This window comes from Streptomyces sp. NPDC034037, assembly GCF_055575715.1.
In genome coordinates, this window is the sequence record NZ_JBVISC010000003.1 from 85,962 (window position 1) to 107,433 (window position 21,472).

Consider the following 21,472-nt stretch of genomic DNA (forward strand, 5'->3'; position numbering starts at 1 on the left):
ACTTGTTGCTACCGTTAGAAGATATAACTGACAGAAGAGCCCGTCAAGGATTTGAGTGATACCCTCTAACTGAAGCGCTAGGGCATCAGTGCTGCAGGCAGCCAAGAGCACGGGAAGAGCAGGCGAGGTGGCATGTCAGAGACCGGTGGGACGGGCACGGCAAGGGCGAAGGGCGCGGGGACGCGGACCGTGCCCAGTACCGGTTCGCCTCGTGAGCGGTACCGGGCGCAGGTACGCGCCGAGATCAAAGAGCGGGCGTGGGAGCAGATCGCCGACGCGGGCGCCTCGGCGCTGTCACTGAACGCGATCGCCAAGGAAGTGGGGATGAGCGGACCGGCGCTCTACCGCTACTTCGGCGGTCGTGACGAGCTGATCACCGAGCTCATTCGGGATGCCTACCGCAATTTGGCCGACACCTTTCGCGCCGATGCCGACACCGAAACCGTGCGTGTCGACGCCGAGGACGGCTCCGAGGAGGGCTCCGGCGCCGAACTCGCGAGCCTCGCCCACGCCCTGCGCCGGTGGGCGCGAGCCGACCCTCACCGGTACTTCCTCGTATACGGCACTCCCGTGCCCGGCTACCACGCCCCGGACGACGTCACCGGGATCGCATCCGAGATCATGGCGACACTGCTCGACGCCTGCGCGAAGCTACCGGCCCGCGCCTCGGCCGAGGGCGACGACCAGCCCTTCGACCGCCACATCGCGGCGCACGGGCAGTGGGCGGGCGAGCACCCGGCCACGCCCGCCCAGCTCCACCGCGCCCTCTCCTTCTGGACCCGACTGCACGGCGTGCTCTCGCTCGAACTGGCGGGTCACTTCACCGGGATGGGCTTCGACGCGGACGCCTTCTTCGAAGCGGAGTTGGAAGGACTGCTCGCGCCGGCCTGACCTGTTTGCCGGTCCTCCGTATCCCGGCCCGCCGGTAGGCCCGGGGCCTCTCGTTTGGATCACTGGGCGGACCAGAGGAAGATGCCCGCGAGGTGGAGCCCGGCCAGGTAGGTGGCCCGACGCCCCGGCTGCTTCGACATAGCCGGTGCGCGCGCTGATCAGCAGGCAACAGCCCGAGACGGCCCCGAGGTCCCCGTCCGCGTCGGTCGTCCAACGCCCTCTTCTGCTTGTCGGTCATCGACTCGTCTGCTTCGACACGGCACATCTGCGAGCGCACGAGATCCATCTCGGCAGTGGTGTGTGCCCTCTTGCCTGCCGTGAAACTGACCGTACCTGCGCTGGTGCCCCTCAGCGGTCGATCGGGGGAATGCCGTCCAGGCCGCTCTCGGAGAGGATCAGTTGGACCGTGTCGTCCAGGGTGCTGGCCGCGTCGAGGACGGTCTCCAGGCCGTCGGGGAGCAGGTCTTTCTCTCGGTACCAGTCGCGTAGGTGGCCCTCGTTGACGTGCGCAAGGTACTCGGCATCTGGTTTCGTCACGTGCCGGAGCACCGTCTCCTCGAAGGGCACGTGGAGGTAGTAGCACCGTGTGACGCTCTGGTGGGCGCGCACCAGGTCCTGGAGCATCGTGCCGTAGCGGTCGGCGTACAGGATGCCCTCCAGGACGACGTGGAAGCCGTTGTCGAGGGCATAGCGGGCGGTGAGGTCGATCAGGCCGATATTGGCACCGCCGGGCCAGTCGCGTTCGCGCAGCACGATCCGGCGGAGGCTGTCCTGGGCGACGATGGCGAGGTTACGGCCGAACTTCTCGCGCAGGCCGGCCGCGACGGACGACTTGCCCGAGGCGCTGTTGCCTCGGAGCACGATGAGGCGCGTGTCGCTGGTCCCCGCCGTGCCGTGCGCGACCTCGGTCACCCGTGGCTCACCTGGATGCGGTTCTCGTGGAGGTGCTCCCAGTCCATGACCAGGCGGAAGCGGCGGTGGGCCTCTATGCGCTCCGCGTCGGCCGACTCCTCGACGCGCTGGACGCGGGCGTCGCCGGATTTCACTAGTTCCACAAGAGCGAGCCGGACGTCGTCGACATCCTGGCCCGTGGCTGCCGCCAGCCGCTCCAGGGAAGTGAGGGTCTCTGCCGGTTCACCCAGATCGTCGACCAGGTGGTCGAGGAGGGTGTCGAGGAGCGGGCCGGTGCGCATTTTCCAGCGTATCCCGTCGAGGCGCTGGGTGAGTTCGGGGTCCAGAGGCAGCAGGTCGCCGGGCAGCGGCAGCACGGCCGGCATGGACCATCGGGTGCCGTCCGGCGTCTCTTCGCAGCGAGCCAGGCCCCAGGTCAAGTAGAGCTCGGACAGGTCCCGCACGGTGACGGGCACCGGGAAGCCGGCTGTCGTCAGCATGGTGCTGAACTGCTCCCGGCGGGCCGCCTCGCATGCCTCGCGGCCCTCCGGCGCGGCCTCGTAGTCCCATTCCTCACCGGGCCAGGAGAAGGTGAGGGGACCGTCGAGGTCACCGCCGATCATGTCCCAGTGCCCGTCGAAAATCTCCCGCAGGAGGTCGTCCAGCGAACCGGTGAAACCGGGCCGGCACGCCGTCCCGATCAGCATGGTCAGCGGGAAGCCCTGACGGGGCAGGACGTGCTCCCAGCCCGACGCCCACCAGTCGTTGTGCATCGCCAGGTCCCGGCGCGGCCCGAGCGCAGAGGCCTTTTCAGGCATCCACAACTCTTCCTCGAAAACACCTCGATGCCCGCAGCGTACGCAGGGAGGGGGGCAGTTCTCACGAACGCGCCACCTACGCCTGGGTGGGTGGGAGCGACGTGCAGCTCTCGCGAAGGTCGCCCACAGGTGGGAGATCCGCTAGGGGTGGAGAAGCAGGGCGTGAGCGCCCTGGTCCTCGAACTGGGCGGTGAGGAAGCGCCTCACGAACCAAGCCGCCCTGGAATGCCGGCAACCATAGCGGAGCCAGGGGCCGTGCCAGCCCCTGGCGCTATGGGTCAACCGCCGAGGATTCCATTGGGAAGCAGGGTACTGATCGAGTTGCTCGGGTTGGACAGCCCGCCACCACCCAAATTGCCCAGGATGGGGTCAAGGACGTTTCCCAGGACAGGGAGGCCGAGGCCGTCAACAGCAGGCGTGGGGGGAGGGGCGGGGGCGGCCTGTGCGCAGGGGGCTGCGGCAAGGAGCGCTCCGGCTGCAAGGACAGCGCAAGGAAGTTTCCTGATCATGCTCTGCTGTAACGACTACCGAGCCAGCCGGTCACGCACAGGGCCCGTTCGGCGTCATCGGCCGCGAGCCAAGCCGAGCCCGTGGGGTCGGGATCGGCAGCTCGCGGCCACCGCGGGGCGTGCCGGACGCACGCACGGCTCGGCCCCTCACGCCGGCGAGAACGCGGGGCGCTCGCCGGTGACGCCCCGGGCAGCGGGACGACGGACCCCGGCCCCAGGAACATCCCTGCGGTCCACCCCAGCGGCCCGTCAGAGACTGTTTCGGAGGCCGGGTCGAGCGCTGCCGCGTGCGCCTCGGCCGATCGGCCATCGAGCTAGTCACGATGTGAGGGCGGCCCGGTCGACATGGAACCCTTCCTGCGCCGACTGGGCCGCCTGGAGGCCGGGCTGACCGACGCCGCTCATTACGCCGGCACGAGGCCCTGGTCGACATCGTGGGGAAGGCCGCGGCCTGCCGTACGAGAGCCAGCCCGGGAGCGTCGCGTTCGCCCTCGGACGTGTCAATTCTGGCTCCTCAGCTGTGACGGCACCAAGTCCGCAGCAGCACGCGTCGCCCCTTCGACTTTCGCTCGATGGACTCGTCCGCCGTGAGCTGGAATCCGGATGATGCTGCGACAGCGGCGCTCGGGACGTTGGCAACGTCAATACGCAGGAGCACTCGCCTGGCGCCCAGGTGGCGAATGGCGTATTCGGTGGCGACCACGACCGCTTCAGCGGCCAATCCTCGACGTCGGAATCGAGCTCCGATGCCGTAGGCGAGCTCGATATCTCTGTCATCCAGCTCGTCCTGGAAGAGCAACAGTTCGCCCTTCGGCTCCAGACCGTCGGTCGTAACAGCCAGCTGCATCCGACGACCTTCAGCTCGACCTTCGCGAGCTTTCCTGAGGTACTCGCGGGCAGCATCCGAGTCAAACGGCGAGGGCACGGGGGTCCAGCGGTCGATCTCTGGATCGTCGTAGATCTCAATCAACGCAGGTATGTCTTCTTCATCCCACTCTCGGAGCAGGACTCCCTGCCCCTGTAGCCGAACAGGGGCAGAGGGCAAGGTTCTTAGCCGGTTCTCCATGTGCTGATCTTGCCTTCCCGAGCCATCAGTACGCCGGGTTTTGGGCCGCATTGCCGCCCGACCGTCCGGCCTCTCCCGTGCTGCGGGCGTCAGGCGCAGGGCAGACGGTCGTAGGCGGACCGGTCGATGCGTATACCGCTGCCGATCAGCGCGGTGATGCTGTCGATCTGGCACGTGGGCAGCTGCTCGTGGGTGAAACGGCACAGCGCCTGGTGCACGCCGTCGCGCAGTTGGCCGTCGGTCTTCGGGGACGCCCGCTCCTGCAGATCGTCGAGAAGCTGCCCGGCGCGAGCCGCGCGGGACAACGCGGCGTCGGCGAGCAGTCCCTAGACGAAGCCGTTGCGTACGGACAGGCCCGGCTCGATGAAAGTCACGGTGGTGGTCCTTTCCGCCCGGCCGCGGGTGGTCGCCCGGATGGAGAGGCGGTCGCGGGACCGAGCGGGCGGGCGGGAACGTAGAGCACCGACTGCGTTAGCGTCGCGTCGCGGCAACCGGCAGGCGCGGCGCGGGCCAGGCCGGATCCCACCGCCAGGCCGCCCACCGGTCCGCCTGCGCGAAGATGCCGGAGCGTTGGGTGAGCATCGCCAGGATTTCGCCGCGGGCGGCGTCGACGGCCCGGTGCTCGGTGTCGGAGACGATGCCGAGGCGCCGTACGTGGGCGTACTCGTCTTCGTCCTTCCACTCCCAGCGGGCGAGGTCGGGCGCGGCGACCAGGTCCACGGTGAGGTCGAGGGTGTCGAACCCGGCCTCGGTGCGGCGGGTGGGGTGCTCGAAGTTGACGTACCAGTTCCGCAGGCGGCGCCCGTCCCCTTCGGGTACGAAGAAGGCGTTGACGCTGAACCAGGACGTGGGCGGCTTCCACAGCAGCAAGTCGGTCTCCTGCCACACCGCGCCCTCCAGCTCCCACTCCCCCGTCGCCATCGCGTCGAACGCCTCCATGCGCACCGAGCGGTCCTCCTGCGCTCGGGCCTGCGCATACAGGGCCGGCCACCGGGCCTGGGCGCCGGGTGCGCATGCGGTCACCAGCGCCTCGCCGGTGTCCTCGATGACGCGCAATGCCTGCTCGCTCCAGATCCGGCCTGAGCGGTGAACATCGCGCCGTACGACCGTCTGGCCCGTCTCGAATCCGCGCACCGCGTCCCCTCTCCGGTCTCCGGTCCGAGGCCGTGATGTCCGACCCGGCTCGCCCACCTCAGCCCATCCCGGCCGGGGTGGGCAAGCCGCCATTCGAGAGTGGCTTGCCCAGGGTCCTGCCGTGCCTACCGGCGACGCCCGAACAGGCCCCGGTTTGTCTAGGGCTTCGCTCAGCGGCTGGTACTTCTCACGACCGAGCCGCCACCACACCCTGCTCGCTGCCCCGGACGGAGCGGCGGTGATCCCCTCCAGCTCGGTGACGACCACGGGCACCGCCTAGTGGTCGTCGGTGGCCGTGAACTGAGCCCACGGGTGCGGGGGGGGCAGCGAAGTAGCGACGGGCGCTCCACTCTAGGTACCGCATCCGGCTCTCGGGCTGCGCGGCGGTCTTCCCCGTGAACACGAACGCCACCGGTATGTACCCCTCTCGCCGGTCGCCGGATAGATCCGGGACCCCGGCCAGCAGTCGTGCACCGCCGCACCCTGCCGCTGGGCCGCCCGCCCCGCTTTCTCCTTGATCGGTTCGGACTTCGGCGCCAGGAGCTCGAACCAGTCGGTGTAGCGGCGCAGCTTCGCCGTCAGCTCGTTGAGGCGGTCGACCTCCAAAAGCAGTTCCCCCGCTTCCTTGTGTCCTCGCTCGGTGAGCACCCACAGCTGCTGGTTCGCCTCCAGCCGCATCTCCACTCAGGCCTCCCCTCGCCCTTGAGGGCGTTAAGGGTGTCCCTCGTGCACCGGTCGTGCGAGTCGGGGCGCAGCACCCGCCACAGGTCTTCCGTAGTAGCTGTCTGGAAGATCCCCAGAGCCTTCAGCACTTCCTTCTCCCCAACCGGAACCAGAACAGGCAACGTCCGCCATTCCGGTTGGGGAGTTCTCATGTGCCAGGCGGCTCTTCGCCCTGGTGGCGCTAACGTAGTGAGCGGCTCTGGTGTCCGACATTGAGAGGTGACACCGCTCGGCGGCCCGGGCCTGCTCCTACGTACGTGTTCCGCACCCAGAACCGATGACGCAAGGGGAATCGATTCCATGACGGTCGCAGCAGTACGCCGCACCATCTCACCGCGTCGCTCCGTCGCTCGCACGGCGGCCGTGGCGGCCGTGGCGGCCCTGTCCGCCGCCACGCTCCTCGGTGGCGGTCTCACGGCCCAGGCCGCCGCACCCGCCCGGACGACGGGCGCGGCCGTGGAGCTCGCGTCGGCCAGCTCGCTCGCCACCCGGTGCTATTACAGGGTCAACGCCAGCGGCGGTCTGCTGATCCGTAGCGGTCCCGGCACCAGCTACTCGGTCGTCGGGTCTTACGCCAACGGCTCCACGATCCTCGCATCGGCGTCCACCACCAACGGCTTCCGTCAGGTGGGCACCAACCGCTGGGTCTCCTCGGCGTACACCGTCCGCATCACCAGCTATCCCTGTGAGTGACAGGGACCCGCGCCGAGGACACCGTTCCCCCAACTTTCGACAGGCCGCCGGCCGGTCTCCGCATTTGTCGAGCGCCTGAGTTCGCATTTTCTGAGGTGCTGGCACGGCGAAGGTCCACGAGGGACGGGCCCGGCCCGGAGGCTGCTGCGCGCGCCGGATTGCAAGGAAGAGCCGCCGGGCGCGCCGATGCTCGGTGTGGAGCAGGCGCTGAACGTCGCGGAGGACCCGGGGACCCGGCTGTGCGCGCTGTGCGGGTGCGCGCAGAAGCTGAGGCCGATGCTGAGCCTGTTCTTTATCTACCGGCCTCGAACGGGTGTCTGCGACGCGCCTTGCGCTGAACGATGGCAGCCGGGGCTACACAAAAAAAGCGCCTCGTAACGCGGGCGCCGAGCATGGGGGGTCTTAGCACGGCATGGGGCACTGGCCGCTCAAATGCTTGCCACATACCCTTGCCGTGACACTCGCAACAGCCCGTCTCGGGATGACGTTCGCCCAACCTGCTTCGGCGGGTGGGGTCGTCGACGTATTGTCACCAGCGTTCGGAACAAGCAGCACCAACCACGAAACTTATTCCTATCCGAGCGGACGGACAGTTGCCGGAAACGGGGGATTCACAGGGCTTTTGGCGCCGACTCCAGTAGGCAGTCCGCTCAAGCAATCTGGAAGTTCCACGGACACAACATGGGCCAGAAGGGCATCGTCACCACCTACTGGACCAAGGGGCAACGGGGCCCGAAGGGACGCGACTCGTGTCTGGCACAGAGCGACTGACACCTTCCTCCACTCCTCGGCGCTTCACGCCCGGGGACCAGGTGAAGCCACGCGAGGTGACCGACCACCCCGAAGACCCGGTCGGCACGGTCATGGTGCGCATCGCCACCGATGAACTCCTGGTGGACTTTCCCCTGGCCGGCGGGGAGATGTACCTGGATGAGGAATTGGAACTCGTTGAGCCTGCCCCGCCCGGCTGGACACCACCTCTGCCCACCCCACCCACCAATCCGAGGGACAAGTAGTCCCCTGCAGCGCGGACGCCGCCGGGGTCTTCGAGGGCCGGATCGTGTTCTTGCCGCCAGAGGGCATGTGGCGAAGCCACATGGTGCGGCTTTCGCCTCTCTTGCACCCCGGCGTTGCAGGGCGGATTCTGTGTCTTGTGCGCTGGCAGCACGGTCGCGTACCACATGGGCAGCAGAGCTCGGTCGCGGATCACCTCGGCCGGATGGCTGCGCGGCAGCCAGTTCGGCTTCCTTTCCGCCTTGTCACTCTGCTCGATCAGCGACGCCTTCGCCTGCCTTCAACAAGCCGTCCTGTGCCAGGGCTGCCTGAGCGACCTGAGCGGTCCGACCAGTTTCCGGACCCGTTGATCGTGGCTCTCCGCGAGGGTGCGGGACATGCCCAAGTCCATGACGGCCCGCTTCAACTCGCGGAACATGCGCGGCTGATTGGCCAGGACGCCGGCGGCCTCCACCACCTTGTCGCGGTGCTCCTCGCGCTCGGCGGTTGCGCCTGCGTACTCGCGGACCTTGTTGCACAGCCGCAGTTTGGACGGGCGAGCCGGGCCTGTCAGGTCTTCTGGCGGGCCGTCTTGTAGAGCTTGGCGGTCAGGGTGGCGACCTCGTTCTGTGAGGCGGCCTTGCCGCCGGTCATTGACTGTGCCAGGGCGAAGACGTTGGCGCCGCCGAGGGTGGAGTAGTCGGACCAGGCGCAGACCGGGAACTGGTATTCCTTGGCCGCGCTCCCTGCGGGCGAGGCGCCCTTGTCGAAGGTGACTTTCACGTCCTGGCACTTCATCAGCGCGCCCTTGAAGCCGGTGGGACGCACGGTCTCGGGGCTTCCGACGGGGCGTAACTGGATCCCTTTGACCTTGGCGCCGCCCTTGGGGCTCTTCTCGTCGAGGCCCGCGAAGTAGTTGTCCAGTGCCTCGGCGGGGTTGTCGATGTCACCGTAGAGGCCGTCGAAGGTCAGGCGTTTGCCGCCGGTCATCGGGGTCGGTGCTGGGCGCGTTGTAAATGCCGGAGGCGCCTTGGGGGTTGCTCACCCCGAGGTCCTCGGCCTTGCTCTTCTGTTCGGCGGTCAGCTCACCGGACGTGGTGCCGGGGCCCGTCTTCCGGTAGTCGTCGACCGACTCGGGGGCGACGAGCCTGTAGCCCTTGGTGCTTTTGGACACGGCGCTGTTGTTCGCGCTGTCTCCGTCACCGTCGTCGGCGACCAGGAAGTAGGCGCCGCCGGCGATCACCGCGAGGGCGAGGACCGCGCCGGTGACGATCAGGCCCGTCTTCTTCTTGGGGGTCTGTGGCGGGGGCGGGAAGCCGCCTGGCGCGCCCTCGTAGGCGGGTTGTTGACCGTAGGAGGGCTGCTGTCCGTAGGGGCCGGGAGGTTGCGGCGGGCCCCACCCCTGCTGGCCTTGCGGCGGCTGCTGGCCGTACGGGCCGGGCTGGTTGTGGCTCATGTGTGCTGTCCCCCTCCAGAAGTTCCTGCGTGATGAACATCTTGGCCATGGCGTTCATGAGCAGCGGTCGGGCTCACTTTCGTACGTAGGCGTTGATCGGCGAGAGCCCGCTCAGGTCGACCCGCAGCCCGCGCAGCGCCGGCGAGTACAGATAGGTCCGCTTCGGTACGTAGACCGGGATGGTGGCGGCCTGCTCCATCACCAGGCGGCTCACCTCGGACCACCGCCCGCCCGCCTCTTTGAGATCGTTCGCGGCGTTCGCGGCGTCGATCGCCGCGTTCACCTTCTTGTCGTCGAGCCGACTGTAGTTGCTCGATTTCCCGGTGGTGTTGCGTCCGTCGAAATAGTCGGGCAGGTAGTTGGAGGCGGTGGGCATGCCGCCGCCGACGGCCATGCGGAACATGTCGTACTTGCCGCTCGCCGCGCCGCTCCAGAAGGAGGCAGTCGGCACCTGTTTGACCGTCACCTCGAAGCCGGCCCTTTTCAGCCCCTCCTCGGCGGCCTCCGCGCGCTGCTTGTCGGTGGTGGTCTCCGGGTGGGCGAGGGTCAGGCGGTAGCCCAGCTCGTCCGCCTCCTGGAGCAGCAGCCGGGCCTTGGTCGGGTCGCCGTCCTTGCGCGGGTCGTCGCCGTCGAAGCCGGTCGAGCCGGGCACCCCCGGCGGAAGGAAGTGGGAGATCAGCTTCCCTTTCCCGCTGCTCGCCTTGAGGATCGGGTCCCTGGGCAGGGCGGCGGCGATGGCCTTGCGCACCTTGAGGTTCTTCACCCGCTCGGTGTTGATGACGTAGGACTGGGTGTGCCAGGTGGCTGCCTCGACGGACTCGGCGGTGCCCGCCGGGCCCTGGATGCCGACGGGTTGGTCGGTGCCGCTGAAGGTCATCAACGCCTCGCCCTTGCGCGCCGCGCCGATGCGGTGCCGGATCTCCTCGACGCGCAGGCCGGTCTGGATGCGGTAGCCGTCGGGGTAGGCGCCGCGCACCGGATCGGTGTCCTTGCGCCACTCGGGGTTGCGGGTGAGGGTGAGGTTCTTGGGGTCTACGGGGTCACTGATTTGGTAGGGGCCAGTGGACGGCAGTGCCTTGAGGCCGCCGAGGCCGCCGGTGGTCCCCTCCGGCAGCGGTGTCCCCGAGGGGCCCGCGAGGATGACGTCGAGGTCGCGGTGGGCGCCGGCGAGGTGGAAGACGATCGTGCGGTCGTCGGGTGTCTCGATCGCGCTCTTCCTCGCGGATTTGGCGTCCGCCCCCTTGGGTCCGTAGAGGAAGGTGCGCAGGGTCCGGTCGCCGCCGGCCAGGTCGGAGGCGAAGGTGCGCTCGATGGCGTACCGGAAGTCCTCGGCGCGCACGGGTCTGCCGTCGTTGTAGGTGAGCCCGCTCTTGAGCTTGAACGTCCAGTCGCGGCCGTTCGTCGTCCGCCCGGCGTCCTCGGCGAGGTCACCGACGACCTTGACGCGGCCCTCGGCATCGGTACGCAAGGCGGTGAGGCTGCGGTAGACGAGGTGTGCGAGCTGTTCGTCGGCGCCGCCGGGCCACATCAGGGCGGGATCGAGCGAGGCGAACTCCGCCGGTTCGAGCACGGTGACCCGGCCGCCTCTGCGGGCGCCGGCGACGGCAGGTGCGGGGCCCTTGGAGTCGGCGGCCGTGCCGACGCTCAGGGTTTGCGTCTTGGCCTCGGTCACCTTGTCGGCCCGGATCCCGCGGCCACCGGATCCGCCCTCGCCCTGGCTCTGGTTCTCCTTCCGGCCGCTCTTCTCGTCGTCCCCGAACGGATCGAGGAGCGTGAAGGTCGTCACCAGCGCGCCGGCGGCCAGCACCGCGACGGCGCTCATGCCCCACACCTTGGCCCGCGATCTGCCGGTGGCGGGGGCGGAGGGCGGTCCGAAGCCGGCAGGGGGTGGGACGCGGCCGTCCGCAGGCGAAGGCGGGGAGGGGTGTGTGTGGGTGAACGGAGTCGGGCCGGTGGCGGGGGCCCAGGGTGCGGGGGACGGCTCCACGGCCGACGCGGGCGGTGGAGCCTGCGGCATCGGGGGCAGCGGCGGCGCGAGGGGGTAGGAGCCGGGGGCGGCCGGCCGGTGCGGGGCCGCGGCTCTCGGGTCCGCTTCGCTCAGGGCTTGCAGGGCGTCCCTGGCCTCCCGCGCGTCCGGCCGGTCGCCGGGCTCCTTGGCCAGCATCCGGCCGAGCAGGTCGTCCCACTCGGGGGCGAGATCCGGGCGGCGCGCCGAGAGCCGGTCCGGGGTCTCGTACACGTGGCCGTGCATCAGCGCGGCGGCGGAGTCGGCGTCGAACGGCGGTGCGCCGGTGAGGAGTTCGTACACCATGCAGCCCAGCGAGTACACGTCGCAGGAGCCGTCGTCGGCACCGCGCGTGAAGCGCTCCGGGGCCATGTAGTGCAGGGTGCCGACGGGCGCGTCGGCGGTGCCCGTCAGATATCCGGCCGTGGTGGTGGCGTCGAGGAACTTGGCGATGCCGAAGTCGAGGACCTTGACCGTGTCCTCGTCCGTCACCATCACGTTCGCCGGCTTGATGTCGCGGTGGACGATGCCCGCCCGGTGCGCGGTGGCGAGGGCCCGGCAGACCTGCGCGGAGATGACGGCGACCCGCTGGGGCGTGAGGGGACCGGCGTCCAGGACCAGCTCCCGTACCGTATGGCCGGACAGCAGCGGCATCACCAGATAGGGGACGCCGCTCGCCGACCCGTGGTCGAAGACCGGCACGATGTACGAACTGTCCAGGGCCGCGGCGGCCCGCGCCTCGCGCACGAACATGGCGAGGAAGCGTTCCGCCTCGACCTGCGTCGTTCCGCGCGGCGTACTGAGGACCTTGACGGCGACGCGCCGCTGGAGCCGCGAGTCCTCGGCCCGCCACACCTCGCCCATACCGCCCGCGCCGATGCGCTCCACGAGCGTGTACCGGCCGTCCAGGACCGTCCCCTGCATCCTCGTGCCTCCCCCGGCGACAGGACTTCCCGCGCTGTCGTTGATCCTCAATCTACCGTCGGCAGAACGGTGTTGGGCACGCGGTGGTCGTAGCGGGGGCCCGGGACGGTCCGGTCGCGGGTGTCCGTACCCTCACGGGATGGCAAAACCGTAGAGAAGTGGTCCAGTTCACCGGCCGCGCATCTGCCTGCGGGCGGCCGCCGGAGCGGGCGACCGGGCCGAGATTGGTCTAGTCCTGTATTGGTCCAGGCCATTGACCGGCCCCTGGCGGCGGGGCTATTCCCTAGTCACTGCCGCCGCACCGCAGAGAGGCCGGCACCCGTCCCCCACACCTTGGACCGCCATGAGAAGCAGACGCTCCGTCCGCGCCCTGTTCACCACCGCCGTCGTCACGCTGGCCGCGGCGGGCCTCACCGCCACCGGACTGAGCACGGCCCAGGCCGCCGACGCCGGCACAGCCGGCGGTACGGCGCAGGCCGCGTCCCCGCTCCCCGCCCGCGTCTTCGCCCCGTACTTCGAGTCCTGGACCGGCGAGAGCCCCGCCGCACTGGCCGCCCAGTCCGGGGCCAAGCACCTGACGATGGCGTTCATCCAGACCGCCAAGGCCGGGTCCTGCACCGCGCTCTGGAACGGAGACACCTCCACCCCCATCGCCGCGTCCTCCTTCGGCAACGACATCAAGGCCATCCAGGGGGCGGGCGGCGACGTCATCCCCTCCTTCGGCGGCTACACGGCCGACACCACCGGCACCGAGATCGCCGACAGCTGCACGGACGTCAACCAGATCGCGGCGGTCTACGAGAAGGTCATCACCACGTACGACGTCTCCCGCCTCGACATGGACATCGAGGTCGACTCGCTGGACAACGCGGCGGGCGTGGACCGCAGGAACAAGGCCATCAAGATCGTCCAGGACTGGGCGGCGGCGAACGGCCGCCAGGTCCAGTTCTCGTACACGCTCCCCACGACCACCAAGGGCCTGGCGGCGAGCGGTCTCGCCGTCCTGAAGAATGCCGTGACCAACGGCGCGCGGGTCGACGTCGCGAACCTCATGACCTTCGACTACTACGACAACGCCACCCACAACATGGCCAACGACACCGAGACCGCGGCCCAGGGCCTGTACAACCAGCTCGCCAAGCTCTACCCCGCCAAGACGCCCGCCCAACTGTGGGGCATGATCGGCGTCACCGAGATGCCCGGCGTCGACGACTTCGGCCCGGCCGAGACCTTCACCCTCGCCAACGCCACCCAGGTCTACGACTGGGCCCTCGCCAAGGGAATCAACACCCTCTCCTTCTGGGCCCTGCAACGGGACAACGGGCGTTGCCCAGGCGCCCCGGCCAACGACAGCTGCTCGTCGATCCCCCAGGACACCTGGGACTTCACCCACATCTTCGCGCCGTTCACCAGTGGTACGACCACGCCGGCCGACGACTTCTCGCTGACGGCGACCCCTGCCAACGGGTCGGTCACGGCGGGAAGTTCGACCACCTCCACCGTGAAGACCGCGGTGACGGCGGGGCAGGCCAAGAGCGTGAACCTGAGCGTCAGCGGCGCACCGGCCGGCGTCACCGCCACCCTCAGCCCCGCCTCTGTGACGACGGGCGGCTCCTCCACACTGACCGTCAAGACCACGGCGGCCACCGTCTCGGGCACGTACACCCTGAACATCACCGGGACCAGCTCGTCGGCCCTGCACTCCACGCCTTATGTCCTGACCGTCACCGGCGGTGTCCCCCAGTGCACGGCCGCTCCGTGGGCGAAGTCGACGGTCTACACTGGCGGCCAGCAGGTCTCGCACCAGGGGCACACCTGGAAGGCCAAGTGGTGGACGACGGGCGAGGAGCCGGGGACGACCGGGGAGTGGGGGGTGTGGCAGGACCTCGGGGCCTGCTGACCTGTCCGTCGGGAGTCAGTTGCCCACCGTGACGGCAGTCGGCGGTCTTCCACACCGCCGGCTGCCTCGGGGCCGGTAGGGAGCGGCGGTTGAGCGGTGTCGGCACCGGGCCGTGAGCCACGGGACTCACGCGGGGTGCAGCTGCCACTGCCGGCCCCGGTGGTCGCCTTCGGCGCCGGCCTGCTTGATCACCGTGCGGGCGTTGGTGTCGACCCGCAGCAGCAGCCCGCTGTTGCCGTTGGCGATCTCGAACACCCGTGGTGTGTCGGTCGCCGGTCCCATGGGGATCAGGCGCCACTGCTGGTGACGCGCGCCGCCGCCCTCGTGGGCGCGCTGTGCGACCACCGCCCCGGCCGACTCCTGCGCCTCGACGACTTCCAGGACCTTGCCGCTTCGCACGTTCTCGATCCTGTACAGGACTTCGCCGTTGTCCTGGCCCGCCGCGACCAGGCGCCACCGCTGGTGGTCCCCGGGGGCGACCAGGGTCTGGTGGACCTCGGCCCCGTCCTTGGTCGACTCGCACAGGACCCCCATCCGCAGCCTGCTGCGGACATTGGCCCAGGCGACCATGGTGCCTGTATCGGGCAGCCCGGCCATCTTCGTCGACGCGATCTTGCGCAGCCGGTGGTCGATGTGGTCGGCGATGTAGAGGGCGTCGACGCAGTCCACCGCGAGCCCGAACGGCGCGTTCAACTGGGCTGCGGTGGCTGGACCGCCGTCACCGCCGAAGCCCGCGGTCCCCTTCCCGGCGACCGTGCTGATCGTTCCGTCCGCCGTGACCTTGCGGACGCGGTGGTTGGCGTACTCGGAGATGTAGAGGATGCCGGTGCTGTCGATCGCGATCCCGTACGGCTTGTTCAATTGTGGTTGCAACTGAGCCGTCAGGGCGGGCTCGTTCTCCCCCGCGAAGCCCGCGGCCCCGGTGCCCGCGATCGTGCTGATGGGCGGGTCGGACCGCTCGTCGTCGTTGGCTGCCTTCTGGGGGGTGCTCATCGTCGTCCCTTCACCGCTGGACGACCGCCTGGGGCAGGCGGTCCCGGCTGATCTCAAGAAGTCACGGAAGGTCTGGGTGTCGGCGGTCGCCGGACGGGCGTGCGTCGGTCGGGTGCGCGCCCGTCCGGCGTGCGTCCGTCCGGCGTGCGTCCGTCCGGCGACGTGCGTTGGACCGGCGCGCGTCGGGGCAGGCCCGGCTGCGCACCGGGGCTGACCGCCCCGGGGACTACCGGGTTCTGAAGTGGCGGAAGAGGTTGCGGGCCACGTAGACGCCCGGGCCGCCGAAGCCGACGATGTCGACCCGTACGCGCTGATACCGCGGCTAGGGTAAGCGCCGCTTGAGTGGCGTAGGGCGTGGGGGTAGGCGTGACCAGCTTGTACCCGTGTCAGCGAGGGGCCGTCGACGCGGTCCTGCGCGCCCTCGAAGTCTCCTCCGAAGCCATCGTTCCGGAGAGCGGGCTTCGAACGCAGGTGATCGCGGCGACCGGGCCCCGGAATACCGGGGTGGTAGTACGCGGCGCGGAGGAGCTCCAGCTGGGGAGGAACACGCGCCGGCACGCCCGCAGTCGATTTCTACCTGAATGTGTTTCGCGCGGATCTTGTCAACCGGTTCCATGAGCAGTCCTCACCGGCCATGATGATCAGCCGAGCGGGAGCGTCTGCAACCCCCCGCTCGGAATTGACGACACCGATGTTCTTTGGGGGACGGATGCCGCGTATTGGGGTCTACCTCGCGCACCCACGGCCTGGCAGTTTCAACCACGCCGTGTACAACACCGTTGTGCAACACCTGCGCGACCTCGGATGTGAGGTTCTCGCGCATGACCTCTACGCCGAGAAGTTCGCACCTGAGTTGACTGCCGACGAGACGGATACGGTCCGGTCCGCCACCCACACTCACGATGCGCAGGTGGCTCTTCATCGGGCGGAGGTGGCCACGCTTGATGCCTTGGTGTTCGTGCACCCGAATTGGTGGGGCATGCCACCCGCTGTCCTCGCAGGATGGGTGCAGCGTGTCCTCGCGCCCGGCGTTGCCTACAAACTGGGAACTCCAGAGGGGGAGCCCGAAGGGCTGCTGAGAGCGGGCCGAGCCCTCGTCCTGAACACCTCGGATACCCCGGCCGACCGCGAAGAGGCCGAGTTCGGAGACCCGCTGCAAAGGATCTGGACGTCATGCATCCTGCCTTACGCAGGAGTTGCCGACGTTCGCCGGTTCGTCTTCCGAACGCTCGCCGACTCTTCCGATGAGACCCGCGCTTCCTGGTTGCACCAGGCACGTTGCCACGCCGCTGCACTGCTGGCCTGACACGCACGGGGTGCTCTGCACGTGCGCCTGTGCCGAGCCGGGCGCAGTGGGCAGCTGCGTAGCCAACTCAACGTCTGTGGACGGGATTTCGGGGCAACCGGACGCTAGGAGGCCGATCAGCTTGGGGTCGGATCCAGGAGCGACCGATTCGAAGGAGCGAGAGATGACTACGCCGTACGGCAACCAGCCCGTCGGGCAGCACCACACCCCGGCCAAGAGCGGTGCCAGCGAGAACGTTCTCAGCATTATCGCGATCGTGCTGGGCGCGATCGGTTTTCTCTTCCTGCCAATCGTGTTCGGGCTGGGCGGGCTGATCCTGGCCGTCATCGCCAAATTCGTTCGACACGAACGGCTCTCCACCATCGCCCTGATAGTCGGTGCCGTCGGCCTGATCGGCGGAATGATCCTCGGTGCCATCGTCGCCAGTTAGACGGTTTCGTTTGGGTCGTCGTGGGGGGTGCGTGTCCGCGCAGCGAAGCTCCGTCGCGGAGGTGACCTCCACGGTCGATATCGGTGCCGGTGTCGGGGTCGGTGATGACATCGGTTAGCGCTGCGGAGAACCGCAGCGCAGTCCCCTGCACACGATGGCTCCCCGGCCGCATGGAAACCGGCCGGCGGAGCACATCTCCTGCATGGGAACAGTGGTGCGGGTACCGCAGACGAGAGACATGATCGGTGACGAGTTGTCCGGCGACGAAGCCTGGAGCGCCCTGCGCCGCTACGGGGGACGCCGGCTGGTGACCGACGCGTTCCTGCGCTTCCGCTACGCGGACGGGTTCAGCTTCGCGCGGGCCCTCGCCTTCCAGCTGGTCATCGGAATGGTGCCGCTCGCCATCGCCCTGGTCGGCGTCTCTGCGGCCGTCCACACCCAAAGCGTCGGACGGCTGATCGAACTGACCTTGGGCGAGATCGTTCCGGCGGCCAGCCACGAGCTCGTGCGCGAGGGCTTGGTGGCCACCCGCTCGCATGCCGGTGCCGGCACGGCGGGTACCGTGGCCATGTGGCTGGGCCTCGCCTTCGCCCTCCTGAACCTCGCATCGGCCATGGGCCAGGTCGAGCGGGGGTGCAACCGCATTTACGGGATCGAACGCGACCGGCCCTTCCTGGAGAAGTACGGTCGCAGCCTGCTGCTGACGGTCGGCGCGGGCGGGCCGCTGGTGCTCGGCTTTCTCGTGACGGTGGCCGGCGGGGCGGTGGGCAAGGCGCTGGCGGAGGTGTTCGACTGGCCCGGGGCGTGGCTGAGCTGGTGGGACTGGGGGAAGGTCCCGGTGGGCGTGGCGCTCGCCTGCATCGCGTCGACTGTCGTCCTGCGGTGGGCGCCCCGGCGCGACCAACCCGGTTACACCTGGCTGGCGTTCGGGTCCGCCGTACAGCTCGTCCTGTGGATCACGACCACCTGGCTGTTGGCCCTCTACGTGGGGCACAGCGGGTCCTTCGGTTCGTTGTACGGGCCGCTGACCGCCCTGATGGCCCTGTTTCTCTGGGCCAACCTGGCCGGCGTCGCGCTCTTCTTGGGTGTGGCCTTCGCGGCCCAACTGGAGGCGGTACGAGCCGGCATCACCAGGCCCGTGCATCCAGATCCCGGTTCCGGGCCCTGACCCACTGGCCGGACCCTCGATGGCCCTAGGGGACATCCTCGGCCCTCGCTTGCACGGACGTACTGGTTACGCCGAAACCCTTCAGTCCGAACCTGCCCGCCCTGCGGACTCCAGTACCGCGGTCAGAAAGCGACGTACCGTCTCCAACTCGCCCGCCTCGAAATCCTCCGCGACCGCCACCACCTCGTGGATCACCGGTCCGAAGAAGGCCCATCCGAGCTCCGTGGCCTTCTCCCGCACCTCCAGCAGCACGCGTCGCCGGTCCGCCGTGTCCCTGCTGCGCCGGACCAGTCCGAGCCGCTCCAGCCGGTCTACCAGGGCAGTGGTCCCGGCGGAGTTCAGTCGCAGTTGCTCGCCGAGCCACCCGGGCGTGGCCCGCGTACCGGTGCGTGCCGCGTCCAGCAGGTGGATCAGCGCCCGCACATCGGTGGGATGCAGCTGGTGCCGTGCGGCGAACTCGGCACCGAGCAGGTCGAACTCCACGGTGACCGCGCGCAGCAGATGAACCAATCCCATCGCCGGGCTCTGATCGCCCATGCGCCCTCCTCGAATCGAACTCGTAATATCTCGCTGAACGAGAATATCGCCCGGCGAGAGGAATGCCCGTGTCCCTGCCCGCCTTCGACCTTGCCTACGACGAACTTCGCGCCCGTTGGCCCGAGTCCACACAGGAGCGCGATATCCCCACGCCGTACGGGCGCACCCGGGTCCATGTGTACGGCCGGGTGGACGGCAGCCCACTGGTGCTGTTGCCCGGCGGCTCCGCCACCGGTCTCGCCTGGTTCGCCAACGCGCCGGCCCTGGGTGAGCGATACCGGGTTCACGCGGTGGATCTGCTGGGCGACGCCGGTCGCACCGAACGCCGGGGCACACCGCTGAAGAGCGCCCACGATCTGACCCTCTGGCTGGACGCGCTGCTGGACGGCCTCGGGCTCGCCCGCACACACCTGTGCGGTCACTCGTACGGTGCCTGGCTGGCCGCCCGGTACGCACTGCACGCACCGCGGCGGGTGGATCACCTCGTCCTGGTGGACCCCACCCAGGTCTTCACCGGATTCCGCCTCGGCTACCTGCTGCGCGCACTGCCCACCCTGATCCGTCCGAGCGAGGCCCGCGCCCGCGCCTTCCTGGCCTGGGAGACGGCAGGCACACACCCGGACGAGGCCTGGCAGCGCCTCTACGCGCTGGCCACCACCGTGCCCGGCCGGAAGCTGGTCACCGGCGCCCGGCCTCGGACCACCGACCTCTCCATGCCGGTCCTGGTCCTGCTCGCGGAGCACAGCCGGGCCCACCACGCTGCCAAGGTCGCCGACCGGGCCCGCCGGATGCTCTCCGAGGGCGAGGTGGCAGTACTCCCCCGGGCGACCCATCACTCCCTGCCGCTCACCGAGCCGAAGCACCTGAACGAGCGGCTGCTCGCTTTCCTGGACTGACAAGGCCAAACGCCGGTCCAGGCGGGCCGCCGGGCTCGAAGAACCGCCGCCCGGCGACCCGCCACGCCGCCACCCGACCACAGCCGGGCTCTGACCTGTGTCGTGACTACGGATCCTTCGCCGCTACGGCATCACGGTGCGATCGTCCAGCGTTGACGCGCTTCGGGGCCGCATTCGTCGACCGTCACGTCCTCCGTCTCCCTCAGCGGAGCCACGAGGCACAGGTGGTTGGCTTCGTTGCGCAGGCGGACGGAGCCGTCGACGTAGGTCTCCACCAGCCAGCGGCGGCCCGTACCGTCGTTCCGGCTCTTGCCGGTACCGCAGTCGCCAAGTACGGAAGTGGTGCCGATACCGGAATCGTCGCTGTCCAGGACGTCGACGCATTTGCCGCTGTCGATCCCCTTGATCCGCGCGATGTTGTCACCGGGACCGGCGTACTCGATGTCCCAGCGCGAGGTGTCCCCGTGGCTGTAGGTGGTCAGCTCGGTCTCGTCGCTCTTGCCCCCGTCACGGGTGGAGAGGTAGAGGCCGCTCGACGCGCGCAGCCGGGTTTTGCTCTCCCCGGGCCCCCAGGTCTTCTCCTCCACGGCGCGGGAGTTGTCCCACCACCGCTGGGCCTGGCTGCCGTCGCACGGGAGGGCCAGGACGCGTTCCAGCATCGGCGTACCGGTCAGACACAGTTCCGGGCGGGCGGAGTTGCGCCAGATCAGCGTGCCGTCCCGCTCCTCGGGGGACTCGGGCTGCCACTGGGCGTACTTCGACTCGCACGGCAGAAGCAGGACCTGCAGCGGCAGCCACGGGTTGAGACCGGGGCACCCCCGGGGCCTCGCCGCCCGGTCTGCGAGGACGCCACGGGCGGCGGAGGCGCCGGGCGGGCTGTCACCGTAGTTGAAGCGGTACCAGTGTCCCTCGACGGTTCCCATGCGGAACCGCTGCCGGTCGTCGAACCGGTCGCTGCCGCTGATCACACGGCCGTCGTTCGTCACGCTCATGACCCACCCGGTCCGGGCGTTCTCGAAGGCGGAGGAGAAGGTGTGGGTCGCGCGGGCGGGTGCGGGCGTCACGGGAGCGGGGTGCGGTGCGAACTGCACCGGGTAGTGGTCCGCGCCGCGCCCCGAGGGGATACCCGCGGTGTACCGGGGCATGCCGTAGGTGATCGCGTAGTCCAGCTCGCCGCCGTTCTGGTGCGTGGCCCTGTTCGGCCGTACCAGCTGTTCGCCGGCGCGCAGGTGGAGACTTTGGTTCCGGGCCTGCTCGTCACTGCGGTGGCGGATGTCGAGATTGAAGTCGCCGAGCATGACCCACCGCTCACCGGGCCGGGTCGCGTCGCGGATGCCCCGGAGCAGTCCGCCGACGTCCGCGCCGCGCGCGTGCACGTTGTAGTAGACGGTGTTGCCGATCCGCACGCCCAGGGCCCGGCGGAAGCGGTACGCGTTGTTGGTCTCGCTCGGGTTGTACATCGGGTTCTCGATGACGCGGATTTCGTCGGCCTGTTCGGCGGTGACGATCGCGAGGTTGACCCGGCCGCCTATCCACGCGTCCCGCCCTGTCGTGCTGCTGTGCTGCGGGTCGGTCTGCAGGTAGTACACGTGGCGCGGTGGCCGGCCACCGTCACCGGTCGACCGACCGTACTGCCACCGCGAGTGGTTGACCGAGCGCGGCAGGCCGGCGGGACGCGTCACGTCCATGGGGATGGGGATGGACTCGGGCTGGGTGCCGTGCGCGTCGGTGGGCGGGCCGCTGCCGACCTCCTGGAGGGCGAGGACTTCGTGCTGCTCCGTCAACGGGCCGGCTTCACCGGTCCAGCGCTGCCCGCGGTTGGATCCCTCCATGTTGTACGTGGCGAACGACGGGGCCCTGTCGGCGGCCTGCCGCGGCATTCCCGCCGGCTTCCCGTCCGCCCGTGCCGCCTGACCGCCCGGCCCGGGTACGACGCCGACGAGCAGGCCGACGGCCAGCAGCGCGGTGAGGAACGCTGCCCACCGTGAGCTGCGCGGGCCTGATCGGGATGTGGTGCTCGTTCGTGGCACCGGTGATAACCGCATGATGCGTCTCTCCGTTCAGAGTTCGGAAACGCCCAGAGTCTTGAGGGCGCTCCGTCCCGCCGGCCAGCGGAATCGGGCGATCGGGGACGCTGGA

At 69.3% G+C, this 21,472-nt stretch carries 21 protein-coding genes and 1 pseudogene; 9 read left to right on the forward strand and 13 right to left on the reverse strand.

All coding sequences use genetic code 11. The annotated features are described in order from the left end of the window. Positions 1-132 precede the first annotated feature (132 nt). Positions 133-891, forward strand: coding sequence for a TetR/AcrR family transcriptional regulator (locus tag ACZ516_RS11000; RefSeq protein ID WP_469009719.1), 759 nt, complete (start codon positions 133-135; stop codon positions 889-891). A gap of 348 nt (positions 892-1,239) precedes the next feature. Here the strand turns inward: ACZ516_RS11000 and ACZ516_RS11005 are convergent, their stop codons facing one another. From ACZ516_RS11005 to ACZ516_RS11030, 6 genes are all read right to left on the reverse strand, one after another. Next, a complete protein-coding gene (locus ACZ516_RS11005; protein WP_469009720.1) occupies positions 1,240-1,803 on the reverse strand; it encodes a P-loop NTPase family protein in 564 nt (187 codons plus the stop codon). Then, the gene (locus tag ACZ516_RS11010; RefSeq protein WP_469009721.1) at positions 1,800-2,600 is read right to left on the reverse strand and encodes a DUF6042 family protein; all 801 of its coding nucleotides are present in this window, start codon (positions 2,598-2,600) and stop codon (positions 1,800-1,802) included. Before ACZ516_RS11010 ends, ACZ516_RS11005 begins: the two co-directional genes overlap by 4 nt. Before the next feature lie 1,023 nt (positions 2,601-3,623). Then, on the reverse strand, positions 3,624-4,226 hold the full coding sequence (locus ACZ516_RS11015) for a GNAT family N-acetyltransferase (protein ID WP_469009723.1): 603 nt from the start codon (positions 4,224-4,226) through the stop codon (positions 3,624-3,626). A gap of 38 nt (positions 4,227-4,264) precedes the next feature. Next, positions 4,265-4,480 carry a hypothetical protein gene (locus ACZ516_RS11020; protein WP_469009724.1) on the reverse strand — a complete coding sequence of 72 codons (216 nt, stop codon included), beginning with the start codon at positions 4,478-4,480 and terminating at the stop codon, positions 4,265-4,267. 166 nt (positions 4,481-4,646) lie between these two features. After that, positions 4,647-5,309: a ribonuclease FAU-1 family protein gene (locus ACZ516_RS11025; protein ID WP_469009725.1), complete on the reverse strand. Its 663-nt coding sequence runs from the start codon at positions 5,307-5,309 to the stop codon at positions 4,647-4,649. 351 nt (positions 5,310-5,660) lie between these two features. Further along, positions 5,661-5,993 carry a hypothetical protein gene (locus tag ACZ516_RS11030; protein ID WP_469009726.1) on the reverse strand — a complete coding sequence of 111 codons (333 nt, stop codon included), beginning with the start codon at positions 5,991-5,993 and terminating at the stop codon, positions 5,661-5,663. 339 nt (positions 5,994-6,332) lie between these two features. Here ACZ516_RS11030 and ACZ516_RS11035 point away from each other — a divergent pair, with 339 nt between their 5' ends. The 3 genes from ACZ516_RS11035 to ACZ516_RS11045 all read left to right on the forward strand — a co-directional run bounded on the left by ACZ516_RS11035 (position 6,333) and on the right by ACZ516_RS11045 (position 7,741). Then, positions 6,333-6,725, forward strand: a complete 393-nt coding sequence (locus ACZ516_RS11035) for an SH3 domain-containing protein (protein WP_469009727.1) — start codon at positions 6,333-6,335, stop codon at positions 6,723-6,725. Between the two features lie 90 nt (positions 6,726-6,815). Next, positions 6,816-7,103 (forward strand): DUF6233 domain-containing protein, encoded by a 288-nt coding sequence (locus ACZ516_RS11040; RefSeq protein WP_469010450.1) that lies wholly within the window; start codon positions 6,816-6,818, stop codon positions 7,101-7,103. A gap of 449 nt (positions 7,104-7,552) precedes the next feature. Next, positions 7,553-7,741, forward strand: coding sequence for a hypothetical protein (locus tag ACZ516_RS11045; RefSeq protein ID WP_469009728.1), 189 nt, complete (start codon positions 7,553-7,555; stop codon positions 7,739-7,741). A 547-nt stretch (positions 7,742-8,288) separates the two neighbouring features. Here ACZ516_RS11045 and ACZ516_RS11050 read toward each other — a convergent pair. From ACZ516_RS11050 to ACZ516_RS11060, 3 genes are all read right to left on the reverse strand, one after another. Further along, positions 8,289-8,708, reverse strand: coding sequence for a hypothetical protein (locus tag ACZ516_RS11050; RefSeq protein WP_469009729.1), 420 nt, complete (start codon positions 8,706-8,708; stop codon positions 8,289-8,291). Beyond that, positions 8,665-9,174 (reverse strand): hypothetical protein, encoded by a 510-nt coding sequence (locus tag ACZ516_RS11055; RefSeq protein ID WP_469009731.1) that lies wholly within the window; start codon positions 9,172-9,174, stop codon positions 8,665-8,667. Before ACZ516_RS11055 ends, ACZ516_RS11050 begins: the two co-directional genes overlap by 44 nt. A 73-nt stretch (positions 9,175-9,247) precedes the next feature. Continuing rightward, the gene (locus ACZ516_RS11060; protein WP_469009732.1) at positions 9,248-12,103 is read right to left on the reverse strand and encodes an ABC transporter substrate-binding protein; all 2,856 of its coding nucleotides are present in this window, start codon (positions 12,101-12,103) and stop codon (positions 9,248-9,250) included. A gap of 343 nt (positions 12,104-12,446) precedes the next feature. Here ACZ516_RS11060 and ACZ516_RS11065 point away from each other — a divergent pair, with 343 nt between their 5' ends. Further along, positions 12,447-14,003 (forward strand): glycosyl hydrolase family 18 protein, encoded by a 1,557-nt coding sequence (locus ACZ516_RS11065; protein ID WP_361085454.1) that lies wholly within the window; start codon positions 12,447-12,449, stop codon positions 14,001-14,003. 126 nt (positions 14,004-14,129) lie between these two features. Here ACZ516_RS11065 and ACZ516_RS11070 read toward each other — a convergent pair whose 3' ends face one another. Both ACZ516_RS11070 and ACZ516_RS11075 read right to left on the reverse strand, forming a co-directional pair. Continuing rightward, the gene (locus ACZ516_RS11070; RefSeq protein WP_469009734.1) at positions 14,130-14,996 is read right to left on the reverse strand and encodes an RICIN domain-containing protein; all 867 of its coding nucleotides are present in this window, start codon (positions 14,994-14,996) and stop codon (positions 14,130-14,132) included. A gap of 226 nt (positions 14,997-15,222) precedes the next feature. Continuing rightward, positions 15,223-15,300, reverse strand: a pseudogene (locus ACZ516_RS11075) (VCBS repeat-containing protein); the annotation flags it as partial. Between the two features lie 405 nt (positions 15,301-15,705). Here ACZ516_RS11075 and ACZ516_RS11080 point away from each other — a divergent pair. From ACZ516_RS11080 to ACZ516_RS11090, 3 genes are all read left to right on the forward strand, one after another. After that, on the forward strand, positions 15,706-16,302 hold the full coding sequence (locus ACZ516_RS11080; RefSeq protein ID WP_469009735.1) for an NAD(P)H-dependent oxidoreductase: 597 nt from the start codon (positions 15,706-15,708) through the stop codon (positions 16,300-16,302). Positions 16,303-16,465: 163 nt separating this feature from the next. Further along, positions 16,466-16,732: a hypothetical protein gene (locus ACZ516_RS11085; RefSeq protein ID WP_358585926.1), complete on the forward strand. Its 267-nt coding sequence runs from the start codon at positions 16,466-16,468 to the stop codon at positions 16,730-16,732. A gap of 202 nt (positions 16,733-16,934) precedes the next feature. Further along, positions 16,935-17,900: a YihY/virulence factor BrkB family protein gene (locus tag ACZ516_RS11090; protein WP_361085448.1), complete on the forward strand. Its 966-nt coding sequence runs from the start codon at positions 16,935-16,937 to the stop codon at positions 17,898-17,900. 81 nt (positions 17,901-17,981) lie between these two features. On the opposite strand, the gene ACZ516_RS11095 is transcribed toward ACZ516_RS11090, so the two are convergent. Beyond that, positions 17,982-18,437, reverse strand: coding sequence for a MarR family winged helix-turn-helix transcriptional regulator (locus ACZ516_RS11095; RefSeq protein WP_469009736.1), 456 nt, complete (start codon positions 18,435-18,437; stop codon positions 17,982-17,984). Between the two features lie 62 nt (positions 18,438-18,499). Between ACZ516_RS11095 and ACZ516_RS11100 the strand changes: the two genes are divergently transcribed. Next, entirely contained in the window at positions 18,500-19,333 is an 834-nt protein-coding gene (locus ACZ516_RS11100; protein WP_469009737.1) for an alpha/beta fold hydrolase, read from the forward strand. Positions 19,334-19,464: 131 nt separating this feature from the next. Here the strand turns inward: ACZ516_RS11100 and ACZ516_RS11105 are convergent, their stop codons facing one another. Continuing rightward, positions 19,465-21,363 (reverse strand): endonuclease/exonuclease/phosphatase family protein, encoded by a 1,899-nt coding sequence (locus ACZ516_RS11105; protein WP_469009739.1) that lies wholly within the window; start codon positions 21,361-21,363, stop codon positions 19,465-19,467. Positions 21,364-21,472: the final 109 nt, after the last annotated feature.

Excerpts from the sequence above, each read along its gene's own strand:
- ACZ516_RS11000 (WP_469009719.1), top strand. The coding sequence starts at position 133 with ATGTCAGAGACCGGTGGGACGGGCACGGCAAGGGCGAAGGGCGCGGGG.
- ACZ516_RS11010 (WP_469009721.1), bottom strand. The coding sequence starts at position 2,600 with ATGCCTGAAAAGGCCTCTGCGCTCGGGCCGCGCCGGGACCTGGCGATG.
- ACZ516_RS11015 (WP_469009723.1), bottom strand. The coding sequence starts at position 4,226 with ATGCGGCCCAAAACCCGGCGTACTGATGGCTCGGGAAGGCAAGATCAG.
- ACZ516_RS11035 (WP_469009727.1), top strand. The coding sequence starts at position 6,333 with ATGACGGTCGCAGCAGTACGCCGCACCATCTCACCGCGTCGCTCCGTC.
- ACZ516_RS11050 (WP_469009729.1), bottom strand. The coding sequence starts at position 8,708 with ATGACCGGCGGCAAACGCCTGACCTTCGACGGCCTCTACGGTGACATC.
- ACZ516_RS11055 (WP_469009731.1), bottom strand. The coding sequence starts at position 9,174 with ATGAGCCACAACCAGCCCGGCCCGTACGGCCAGCAGCCGCCGCAAGGC.
- ACZ516_RS11060 (WP_469009732.1), bottom strand. The coding sequence starts at position 12,103 with ATGCAGGGGACGGTCCTGGACGGCCGGTACACGCTCGTGGAGCGCATC.
- ACZ516_RS11065 (WP_361085454.1), top strand. The coding sequence starts at position 12,447 with ATGAGAAGCAGACGCTCCGTCCGCGCCCTGTTCACCACCGCCGTCGTC.
- ACZ516_RS11070 (WP_469009734.1), bottom strand. The coding sequence starts at position 14,996 with ATGAGCACCCCCCAGAAGGCAGCCAACGACGACGAGCGGTCCGACCCG.
- ACZ516_RS11080 (WP_469009735.1), top strand. The coding sequence starts at position 15,706 with ATGCCGCGTATTGGGGTCTACCTCGCGCACCCACGGCCTGGCAGTTTC.
- ACZ516_RS11085 (WP_358585926.1), top strand. The coding sequence starts at position 16,466 with ATGACTACGCCGTACGGCAACCAGCCCGTCGGGCAGCACCACACCCCG.
- ACZ516_RS11090 (WP_361085448.1), top strand. The coding sequence starts at position 16,935 with ATGGGAACAGTGGTGCGGGTACCGCAGACGAGAGACATGATCGGTGAC.
- ACZ516_RS11095 (WP_469009736.1), bottom strand. The coding sequence starts at position 18,437 with ATGGGCGATCAGAGCCCGGCGATGGGATTGGTTCATCTGCTGCGCGCG.
- ACZ516_RS11100 (WP_469009737.1), top strand. The coding sequence starts at position 18,500 with ATGCCCGTGTCCCTGCCCGCCTTCGACCTTGCCTACGACGAACTTCGC.